At 71.2% G+C, this 11,897-nt stretch carries 2 protein-coding genes; both read right to left on the reverse strand.

What is annotated here, in order from left to right:
• Window positions 1–5,094: non-ribosomal peptide synthetase (locus AQJ11_RS52125; RefSeq protein ID WP_159061659.1), on the reverse strand; the 5,094-nt coding region annotated here is incomplete at its 3' end.
• 47 nt (window positions 5,095–5,141) lie between these two features.
• A complete protein-coding gene (locus tag AQJ11_RS13425) occupies window positions 5,142–11,885 on the reverse strand; it encodes a non-ribosomal peptide synthetase (RefSeq protein WP_244218215.1) in 6,744 nt (2,247 codons plus the stop codon).
• Window positions 11,886–11,897: the final 12 nt, after the last annotated feature.

Here is an 11,897-nt window from a genome sequence, read left to right on the forward strand (position 1 = left end):
GTCGGGCGAGGCCAGCGGCTCGGGATCGCTCTCGGGACCGGCCGGCCACTGCGTGTCGACCAGCAGGCAGTCGATCGTGTCGGGCAGCCGATGAACCAAATCGGTACTGGTGATGACCAGGCGTGCACCCGCGTCCTCCACCATGTACGTGATGCGGTCGGCCGGATAGTCCGGGTCCAAGGGGACGAACGCCGCACCCGCCTTCAGAATCCCCAGGAGGCTGGCGATCAGATCCGGCGAGCGATCCAGGCAGACGGCCACCAGAGTATCCGCAGTGATACCCGAGCCACGCAGATGATGAGCCAGCCGATTCGCACGCGCGTTGATGTCAGCGTACGTCCACTCCTGGTCGCCGTAGGTGACGGCGACCGCATCCGGATCGCTGGCGACCCGGTCCTCGATGAGCCGGTGGATCGTCGCCGTGTCCGGATAGGGGCCGGTGACACCGTTCCAGTCGACCAGGATCTCCCGCCGCTCCCCCTCCGTGAGCATGTTCAGCTCCGACAGGCGGGCACGCGGCGCGGACGCCACCGACGCGGCCAGGGTCGCGAAGTGGCCGGCCATGCGCTCGATCGTCGCCCGCTCGAACAGATCCGTCCGGTACTCCAGGGCCGCCAGCAGCTCGCCACCCGACTCGGCCGCGGTCAACTGGAGATCGAACTTGGCGTCCTGACCGCCCACGCCGACCTGCTCAACCATCAGGCCGGGCAGGCTCCACGCGTCGTCGTCCGGGGTGTTCTGGAAGACGAACATCGTCTGGAACAGCGGGTTGCGGGACAGGTCACGGTCGGGAGCCAACTCGTCGACGAGACGTTCGAAGGGCAGGTCCTGGTGGTCGTAGGCGCCGAGCGCGGTGTCCTTGACCCTGGCCAGCAGCTCGGTGAACGTCGGGTCGCCGGACAGGTCGGTGCGCAGGACGAGCGTGTTGACGAAGAAGCCGATCAGGTCCTCGGTCTCGGCACGGTTGCGGCCCGCGATCGGAGTGCCCACCGCGATGTCGTCCTGACGGCAGTAACGGGCCAGAATGATCTGGAACAGGGACAGCAGGGCCATGAACAGACTCGCGCCCTGCCCGCTCGCCGTGGACCGCAGCGCCTCCGCCACCTCCTGCGGCACCGAGAAGTACACGGTGTTGCCTTCGGCACCGTCCCGCTCGGCCGGCCGCCCGTGGTCGGTCGGCAGTTCCAGGGCCGGCACTCCCGCGAGACGCTCACGCCAGTACGCCAACTGCCCTTCCAGGAACTCGCCGGTGAGCTGCTCGCGCTGCCAGACGGCGAAGTCCGCGTACTGGATGGGAAGTTCGGGCAGTGACGCCTCGCGTCCGGCGACAGCCGCCGCGTACAGCTCGCGCAGTTCACGGGCCATGATCCCGGAGGACCACCCGTCCGACACTATGTGATGCAGCGTGATCAGCACGTAGTGGTCGTCGTCCGCGACGCGGACCACGTCCACCCGCAGCAGCCGTCCGCCGTCCAGCTCGAACGGCCTGCGTGCCTCGGCTGCCATGATCTCCAGTGCGGCCTGCTCCCGGTCGGCCGACGAGACGGTCCGGATGTCGTGCACCACCGGAGTGACCGACCATGGCGCGTCCACGATCTGTGCGGGACGGCCCGAGTCGTCCGTGACGAACCGGGTGCGCAGCACCTCGTGCCGGGTCACCAGACCGGTGAACGCCGTACCCAGCGCGCCGGCGTCGAGGACGCCCCGCACCCGCAGACCGAACGGCACGAGGTACTCGGCGCTGCCTGGTGTCAACTGGTCCAGGAACCACAGCCGCTGCTGCGCGAACGACAGCGGTTGTGGACCGCTGCCACGGTCGATGGGTACCAGCGGCGTCTTGTCGGCCGTCTCCAGCTCACGCACGACCCCGGCCAGCGTGGCCGGTGTGGGCGAGGTGAACAGGGCACGCACCGGGACGTCCACCCCGAGCCGTTGCCGCAGCCGCGACGTCACCTGCGTCGCGAGCAGAGAGTGCCCGCCCAGTGCGAAGAAGTTGTCGTGGATGCCGACGGTGTCGACGCCGAGGATGTCGGACCAGATCGCCGTGACGGCTTCTTCGGTGGCGTTCCGGGGTGCGGTGTAGGTGGTGTCGAGGTCGGGTCGGTGGTGGTCGGGTGCGGGGAGGGCCTTGGTGTCGACCTTCCCGTTGGGGGTGAGCGGGAGCTGGTCGAGGGTGACGTAGGCGGTCGGGACCATGTAGTCGGGCAGCTGCTTCTGGAGATGGCCGCGCAGTTCAAAGGCGCTCGGCTCGTGTCCCGGGGTGGGGACGATGTAGGCGACGAGTTGTTTGTTGCCGGGTGTGTCCTCGCGGGTGGTGACGGCGGTGGTGTGGATGTCGGGGTGGGTTGCCAGGGCGTTCTCGATCTCGCCGAGTTCGATGCGGTAGCCGCGCAGCTTGACCTGGTTGTCGATCCGGCCGATGAACTCCAGCGTCCCGTCCGGGCGCCACTTGACCAGGTCACCGGTGTGATACGTGCGCGGGTCGGGGCGGGGCGGGCTGAGGGGATTGGGCGTGAAGCGCTGCTCGGTCAGCTCCGGCCGGTTGTGGTAGTGCCTCGCCAGGCAGATGCCGCCCAGCAGGGCGTGACCGGGGACACCGACAGGAGCGGGCTGGTTGTGATGGTCGACGACATAGACGGTGGTGTTGGTGATGGCCCGGCCCAGGGTCGTGGTCCCCCCGTGCGGGTCCGGCTCCGTGGTCAGGCTCATCACGTTCGCCACCGAGCCCTCGGTGGCGCCGTACTCGTTGCTGATCGTCGTCCGCGTGCTGCTGGCGTTGAGCAGGCGGGAAACGAGCTGAGGTGTGAGGTTCTCACCGCCGGCGACGATGGTGGCGATGCGATGCCGGGCCCCGCGGGCCTCCAGGTGAGCGGCGAGGACCTCCAGATGCGAAGGCGTCGCCTTGAGGAAACTGACCGGGGTGCCGGCGCAGATCACGTCGATCGCGGCGTCGAAGGCCGTCTGGTCCGGCCCGGTCACCGGAACGACCAGCCGCTGACCCTGGATCAAGGGCAGAAACAGTGCGGTGATCGTCAGATCGAACGTCACCGACGAGTACAGGATGCTGCCGATCCCGCCGCGCCCGCCAGCCGGATAGTTCTGGTCGCACCAGTGCAGGTAATTGACCACGCCACGGTGCTCCAGAGCGACGCCCTTGGGCTTGCCTGTGGACCCCGAGGTGTAGATGACGTAGGCCAGATCGTCGGGCGAGGCCAGCGGCTCGGGATCGCTCTCGGGACCGGCCGGCCACTGCGTGTCGACCAGCAGGCAGTCGATCGTGTCGGGCAGGCGATGAGCCAGATCGGTACTGGTGATGACGAGCGCAGCACTCGCGTCCTCGACCATGTACGTGATGCGGTCGGCCGGATAGTCCGGGTCCAGGGGGACGAACGCCGCACCCGCCTTCAGAATTCCCAGGAGGCTGGCGATCAGATCCGGCGAGCGATCCAGGCAGACGGCCACCAGGGTGTCCGCAGTGATACCCGAGCCACGCAGATGATGAGCCAGCCGGTTCGCACGCGCGTTGATGTCAGCGTACGTCCACTCCTGGTCGCCGTAGGCCACAGCCACCGCGTCCGGATCGCCGGCGACCCGGTCCTCGATCAGCCGGTGGATGGTGGCCGTGTCCGGATAGGGGCCGGTGACACCGTTCCAGTCGACCAGGATCTCCCGCCGCTCCCCCTCCGTCAGCATGTTCAGCTCCGACAGGCGGGCCCGCGGTGCGGACGCCACCGACGCGGCCAGGGTGGCGAAGTGGCCGGCCATGCGCTCGATCGTCGCCCGCTCGAACAGATCCGTCCGGTACTCCAGCACCGCGCGCAGTCCGTCTGCCGACTCGACCGCCGTGAGCGTCAGGTCGAACTTGGCGACACCCCGCTCGATCTCGACGGGCTCGGTCCGCGTGCCCTCCAGCTCCCACGCCCGGCCTTCCGCACTGCCGGGCGCCTGAAGCACGAACATCGTCTGGAACAGCGGGTTGCGGGACAGGTCGCGGTCGGGGGCGAGTTCCTCCACGAGGCGTTCGAAGGGCAGGTCCTGGTGGTCGTAGGCGCCGAGCGCGGTGTCCTTGACCCTGGCCAGCAGCTCGGTGAACGTCGGGTCGCCGGACAGGTCGGTGCGCAGCACGAGAGTGTTGACGAAGAAGCCGATCAGGTCCTCGGTCTCGGCACGGTTGCGGCCCGCGATCGGGGTGCCCACCGCGATGTCGTCCTGACGGCAGTAACGGGCCAGGACGATCTGGAACAGGGACAGCAGGGCCATGAACAGACTCGCGCCCTGCCCACTCGCCGTGGACCGCAGCGCCTCCGCCACCGCCTGCGGCACCGAGAAGGTGACCACGTCGCCGCCGCCGCTCGGCCGTGCCGGTCGCTGGTGGTCGGTGGGAAGTTCGAGCGGCGTCACCCGGGCCAGGCGCTCGCGCCAGTAGGCGAGGTGACGCTCCGTCTCGGGACCGGTGAGCTGCTCGCGCTGCCAGACGGCGAAGTCCGCGTACTGGATGGGAAGTTCGGGCAGTGACGCCTCGCGTCCGGCGACGGCTGCCGCGTACAGCTCGCGCAGTTCGCGGGCCATGATCCCGGAGGACCAACCGTCCGACACTATGTGATGCACCGTCAACAACAGGAAGTGGTCGTCGTCCGCCAGCCGTACCACGTCGGCCCGCAGGAGCCGTCCCGCGTCCAGGTCGAACGGACGCGTCGCCTCGGTGCGCAGCACTTCGCCGGCGCGTGTCTCCGCGTCCGCCTCGGTCCGCAGGTCGTGGACCGTGACCTCCACCTGCCAGGGTGCGGTGATCACCTGTCGCGGTGTGCCGCTGTCGTCCGCCGGGAACGACGTCCTCAGCACCTCGTGCCGGGCGACCAGGCCCGACAGGGCCGTGCCCAGCGCGGTGACGTCCAGCGCGCCCCGCACCCGCAGCGCCGTGGGCACCAGGTACTCCGGGCTGTCCGGAGTCAGCCGGTCCAGGAACCAGAGCCGGTGCTGCGCGAACGACAGCGGCAGCGGTCCGGCCTCCCGGTCACCGCGTGCGATGCGGGCCGCTTCCGCACGCTGCCGCATGCGGGACAGCAACCGTGCCTCGACCGAGTTCTCGCCCATGATGTTCCGTCCTCTTCGTCTTCTCGTGTGGGCAGCGGGCTGCTGGTTCAGGAATCCTGTTCCGGGGCGTCGAACAGTTCGACGAGCTGTTGCTTGATGCCGATGACGGTCGGCGACTGGAAGAGGCGGCGGAGGCTGATGCGCACTCCGGTCACCGACTCCACCTGGTTGACGAGTTGGATGGCGAGCAGGGAATGCCCGCCGGCCTCGAAGAACCCGTCGTGGATTCCGACGCGTTCGACGCCGAGCACGGTGGCCATGATGGCGGCGATCTCCGCCTCGATCTCGTCCCTCGGCGCGGTGTATCCGGCCGTGCTGTCGCCGTCGCTCCCGGGAGCGGGCAGCGCCGCGTGGTCGACCTTGCCGTTCCGGTTGAGCGGCAGTTCCGGCAGGATGGCGAACGCGGACGGCATCATGGCCCGCGGCAGGCGTTCGGCGGCCCACTCGCGCAGCGCGCCGGCGTCCACCGTGCCGCCGGGCGCGGGCACGCAGTAGGCGACCAGCCGCTTGTCGCCGGGCGTGTCCTCCCGGACCACCACCGCGCAGGTCCCGACCGCGTCATGGGTGAGCAGTGTCGCCTCGATCTCGCCGAGTTCGACCCGGACGCCGCGCAGCTTCACCTGGCGGTCGATGCGTCCCAGCAGGTCCAGTTCGCCGTCCGCGGTGAACCGGCCGAGATCGCCGGTGCGGTACATCCGGCCGCCGCGGAACGGGTCCGCGACGAAGCGCTCGGCGGTGAGGTCGGGCCGCTGGTGGTAGCCGCGTCCGACGCTGTCGCCGCCGAGGTACACCTCGCCGAGCACACCCGCGGGCACCGGGCGGCGGTCGGGGTCCAGGACGTACACCGTCTGGTTGACCATGGGACGGCCCCCGAGGACCGGTCCGGCCGGCCCCGTGCGTGGGGCCCGCCAGTACGTCGTGTCGACCGAGACCTCGGTGGCGCCGTACAGGTTGACGAGGTCGCCGGGGAAGCGCTCGGTGAACCGGCTCACCAGTGTCGGTTGGAGCGGTTCGCCGCTGGCGAAGGCGTACCGCAGGTGTGTGCAGTCCCCGGGCCGTACCCGGGAGACGAACAGGTCCAGCAGGCTGGGTACGAAGTGCAGGCCGACGACGCGGTGGGCGCGCATCAGGCGGGACACCTCGGCCATGTCGAGCCGGTCGGAGCCGGGCACCAGGACGACCGTGGCACCCTGCCACAGGGGCCAGAAGATCTCGTAGGCCGAGACGTCGAACGACAGCGGTGTGGCCTGGAGGAATCCCTCGCCCTCGGCGAGCGGGAACGCGTGCTGCATTCCGGCCAGGTAGTTGACCACACCGCGGTGTTCGATGCGGACGCCCTTGGGGCGGCCCGTGGAGCCGCTGGTGTAGATCAGGTAGCACAGGTCGCCGGGGTCCGCGACGGGTTCCGGCGCGTGCGTGGGCAGGGTGTCCGGGAGGTCGGCGGGCCGGTCGACGCGGAGCAGGTCCAGGCCCTCCGGCAGCAGGGCGGCGTGCGCGGTGTCGGTGACGACCAGCGGCGCGCCCGAGTCCGTCACCAGGTAGGCCAGCCGCTCCGCCGGGTGCTCCGGGTCGAGCGGGACGTAGGCGGCCCCGGCCTTCAGGATGCCGAGCAGCGTCCACACCATGGCGGGCGAGCGCTCCAGGCAGACGCCCACGGGCACGTCCGGCCCGATGCCCGGCACGGCGCGCAGCCGGTGGGCGAGGCGGTTGGCCCGCTCGTCGAGCTGACGGTAGGTCAGGGCATCGGTGCCGCAGACGACGGCCACCGCGTCCGGGTGCTGTGCCGCCCGCTGCTCGAACAGCCCGTGCAGGGTCGCCGCCGGGACGGGCGAGGCGGTGTCGTTCCATTCGGTGAGGATGCGGTGCCGCTCGCCCGCGTCCAGCATCTCCACCTCGGACAGCGTGCTGTGCGGGCGGGCCGTGGCCGCGGCCAGCAGGTTGGTGAAGTGTCCGGCCATGCGGCGTGCGGTGTCCTCGGTGAACAGGTCGTCGGCGTAGACGACGGCGCCGTCCAGCGTGCCGTCCGCCGCCTCCGCGAGGTACACCGACAGGTCGAACTTGGCGTTCCGGACGGGGGTCTCGACGGGTTCCGCCGACAGGCCCGGCAGGTTCCAGGCGTCCGCGCCCGGGGCGTTCTGCAAGGCGAACATCGTCTGGAACAGCGGGTTGCGGGACAGGTCGCGGTCGGGGGCGAGTTCCTCCACGAGGCGTTCGAAGGGCAGGTCCTGGTGGTCGTAGGCGCCGAGCGCGGTGTCCTTGACCCTGGCCAGCAGCTCGGTGAACGTCGGGTCGCCGGACAGGTCGGTGCGCAGCACGAGAGTGTTGACGAAGAAGCCGATCAGGTCCTCGGTCTCGGCACGGTTGCGGCCCGCGATCGGGGTGCCGACCGCGATGTCCCGCTGTCCGCTGTAGCGGGCCAGCAGCAGCTGGAAGACCGCCAGCAGGGTCATGAACAGGCTCGCGCCGCTCTCGGCGGACACCGCGCGGGCACGGGCGGCGATCTCGGCGGGCACCGAGAACCGGACCACCTCGCCCCGTCCGTCGCGCTCCGCCGGCCGGGCGTGGTCCGTCGGCAGCTCCAACGGCTCCAGTCCGTCGAGGCGTTCCGTCCAGTAGGCGAGTTGCCGCTCCAGAGGCGTCCCGGACAACCAGGCGCGCTGCCACACCGCGTAGTCGGCGTACTGCACCCGCAGCGGGCCGGGCCCGGACGTGCCGGACCGGTCCGACACGGCTTCCGCGTACCGCGCGGACAGCTCGCGCACCAGCACGCCCACCGACCAGCCGTCGAAGGCGATGTGGTGCACGGTGACCGCCAGGACGCACTCCTCGTCGGCCAGCCGTACCAGCAGCGCGCGCAGCATCGGTCCGGTGCCGAGGTCGACCGGCCGCAGGCCGTCCTCGCGCAGTACTTCCGCCAGGGCGTCCTCGCGGGTGGTGGCGTCGTGCACCCCGCGCAGGTCCCGTACCAGCATCCGCACCGGCCGCGCCGGGTCGATCAGCTGGACCGGCGAGCCCGCGGCGTCCGTGCCGAACCGGGTGCGCAGGATCTCGTGGCGTGCCACGACCGCGGTGAACGCGGCGTTGAGCGCGTCGATGTCCAGGGCGCCGCGGATGCGGAAGGCGAAGGGCAGCAGGTACTCGGCCCGGCCCGGCTCCAACTGGTCCAGGAACCACAGGCGTTGCTGCGCGAAGCTGAGCGGCGGCGGACCGCTGTCGCGCGGTACCGACGGGATGCGGTCGGCCCCGGTGCCGGCCAGCTCCGTCACGGCCTCGGCCAGCAACGCCGGGGTCGGCGCGCCGAACAGCGCGCGCACCGGGACGTCGGCACCGAGCCGCCGGCGCAGCCGCGACACGACCTGGGTGGCCAGCAGCGAATGCCCGCCCAGGGCGAAGAAGTCGTCGTGCACGCCGATCCGGTCGACGCCCAGCACCTCGGACCACACCTCGACCACCGTGCGTTCGGCGTCCGTGCGCGGCGCGGTGTACACGGCGTCCAGTCCGGACCGGTCGGAGGCGGGGGCGGGGAGCGCCCGGCGGTCCGTCTTGCCGTTCGGGGTGAGTGGTATGCGCTCCAGCGGCACGAAGGCCGCGGGCACCATGTAGTCCGGCAGGTCGCGCCGGAGGTGGGCGCGCAGCGCGCTCGCGTCGAGGGGTCCCACGGGCACCACGTACGCCACCAGCCTCCGCGCTCCCGGAACGTCCTCGCGCAGCATGACGGTGGCGCCGGCGACCGCGGGGTGAGCGAGCAGCGCCGTCTCGACCTCGCCGAGTTCGACGCGGTAGCCGCGCAGCTTGACCTGGTTGTCCGCGCGGCCCACGAACTCCAGCCGCCCGTCCGGCAGCCATCGGGCCTGGTCACCGGTGCGGTAGACGCGCCGCGGTGCTCCGTCCACGTCGACGACGGTGAACTTCTCGTCGGTCAGCTCGGGCCGGTTGAGGTAGCCGCGGGCCAGTCCGGGGCAGTCGATCCACATCTCCCCCGGCACTCCCACCGGTACCGGCCGGCCGTGGCGGTCGACCACGAAGACCTTGGCGTTGGCGACCGGCCGGCCGATCGGCACCCGGTCGACGGGCCCGGTGATCCTGGCGGTCGTGGCCTCCTGCGCGGCCTCGGTGGGTCCGTAACCGTTGACCAGGGGCACCGCGCAGTGCCGGAACCACTCCCGGACCTGCTCCCGCTGGAGCGCCTCGCCGCCGAGCCGGACCAGCCGCAGCTCCGGGCCCAGCGTGTCCGGCCCCTCCAGGTCGGCGGCCAGAGCCCCGAACGCCGAGGGGGTGAGCCACGCCACCGTGACCCGGTGCTCGCGCAGCGCCTCCGCCAGCCGGCCCGGGTCCCAGGCGTCGTCGCGCAGCACCAGGCAGGCTCCCGAGATCAGCGGGGCGAACATCTGGCCCACCGACGAGTCGAACGCGATCGACGCGAACTGAAGGACCCGGTCCTCGGAGGTGAGGCCCAGTTCACGGCGCGTCTCCCGCATCCGTGCGCGCAGCGCGCCGTGGGTGATCTGCACGCCCTTGGGACGACCGGTGGAGCCACTGGTGTAGATCACGTAGGCCACGTCGTCCGGACCGGCCTGCGCCACCGGACCGGCGGAGGCGGTGTACGACCCCTGCGGCCAGGGCCCGTCCAGCAGCAGCGCCTGCGTGTGGGCGGGCAGGCGGCCGGTGTGCGCGGCCTGGGTGACGATCAGCGGGGCGCCGCTGTCCTCGATCATGTAGGCGAGCCGGTCCGTGGGGTACGCGGGGTCCAGCGGCACGTACGCCGCTCCCGCCTTGTGGATGCCGAGCAGGGCGCACACCATGTCGGTACCGCGGTTCAGGCAGACCGCGACCAGGGTGCCCGGCCCGGCACCGCGCTCCCGCAGCCGGTCGGCGATCCACTCGGCCCGCTCGTCGAGCTGCCGGTAGGTCAACTGGTCGGTGCCGCACGTCACGGCCGGCGCGTCCGGGTGGAGGGCGGTCCGCTCCTCGATCAGCCGGGTCACGGTCAGTGTGTCCGGGGCGTCGGTGTCGGCGCCGTTCCACTCGCCGAGGATGGTGCGGCGCTCGGCGGCGGTGAGCATCTCCAGTTCGGACAGCCGGGCGTCCGGGGTGGCGCAGGCGGCGGCCAGCAGCGTCTCGAAGTGCCCGGCGAGCCGCACCATCGTGGCCTCGTCGAACAGGTCGGTGGAGTACACGACGGTGCCGTCCAGAGCGCCGTCGGCGGCCTCGGTGGCGTAGAAGGTGAAGTCGAACTTGGAGTCCTGGGCGGACACGTCGAGCTGCCGCACGGTCAGGCCCGGCAGCTCCCACGACCGGCTGTCGGGGGTGTTCTGGAGGACGAACATCGTCTGGAACAGCGGGTTGCGCGACAGGTCCCGCTGCGGCGCCAGTTCCTCCACCAGGCGTTCGAAGGGCAGGTCCTGGTGGTCGTAGGCGCCGAGCGCGGTGTCCTTGACCCTGGCCAGCAGCTCGGTGAACGTCGGGTCGCCGGACAGGTCGGTGCGCAGGACCAGCGTGTTCACGAAGAAGCCGATCATGTTCTCGATCTCGGCGCGGTTGCGGCCCGCGATCGGGGTGCCGACCGCGATGTCCTCCTGTCCGCTGTAGCGCGACAGGACCAGTTGGAAGACCGCCAGCAGGGTCATGAACAGGCTCGCGCCGGTCTCCTGGGAGATCCTTCGGGCGGCGTCGGCGGTCTCCGCGGCCACGCGGAAGGTGAGCATGGCGCCCTTGCCGCTGTGCCGCGCCGGACGCCGGCGGTCGGTGGGCAGCTCCAGCGGTTCGGTGCCGGCCAGCCGGCCGCGCCAGTAGTCCAGTTGTTCCGCCAGCACGTCGCCGGTGAACCACTGGCGCTGCCAGACCGCGAAGTCGGCGTACTGGAGGGGAGGTTCGGACAGGTCGGCGGTCCTGCCCGCGACCCGTGCGCCGTACAACTCGGTCAGCTCCCGGGACAGCACCCCTGCCGACCAGCCGTCAAAGGCGATGTGATGCACCGTCAGGGCGAGGAGGTGCTCGTCGTCGGCCAGCCGGATCAGCAGCGCCCGCACCACCGGTCCGGTGCCGAGGTCCATCGGGCGGAAACCCTCGGTGTCCACGAGCGCGGTGGCCGCCTCCTCGCGTGCCTGGTCCCCGGCGACGGATCGCAGGTCGTGCACGGCGAGGGGCAGCGGCCTGGGCGGATCGACGACCTGACCGGGGTTGCCGTCCGCGTCGCTGACGAAGCGGGTGCGCAGCACCTCGTGCCGGGCCACCAGCTCCGACAGCGACGCCCGCAGCGCCGGGACGTCCAGCCGGCCATGGATGCGCAGACCCATGGGGATCAGGTATTCGGCCCGGCCGGGCTCCAGCTGGTCCAGGAACCACAGCCGGCGCTGCGCGAACGACAGCGGCAGCGGACGCCCGTCCCGGGGCGCGCGGGGTATGACCGGAGCGTCGTCCGGAGCCCCGGCCGCCACCAGGGCGCCCATGGCGTCCGCCGCCTCCTCGACGTCGAAGTCCGCGGACTCGAACAGTCGGCGGGCCCTCAGCAGGGCCTCCTCCGCGAGGAAGGACGCCACCGCCCGCACCGTCAGCGGCTCGGGCAGCGGTTCCTCGCCGAATTCCGAACCGAATTCCTCCGCGATCCGGCGGGCCATTTCCGTCGCCTGCGAGCGGGTTCCGCCCAGCCGGAAGAATTCGTCTTCCGCCGTGGCCACCTCAGTGCCGATCACCGCATTCCAGACCGCGGCGACGCGGGCTTCAGCCGGGGAGAATCCGCCCTGCTCGGCCACCTGTCCACAGGCCGCGGCCATCATCGGATTCGTCGTCATGTGTCCACCAGT

Origin of the sequence: Streptomyces corchorusii (genome assembly GCF_001514055.1) — a bacterium.
GTDB classification, from domain to species: Bacteria; Actinomycetota; Actinomycetes; order Streptomycetales; family Streptomycetaceae; genus Streptomyces; species Streptomyces olivaceoviridis.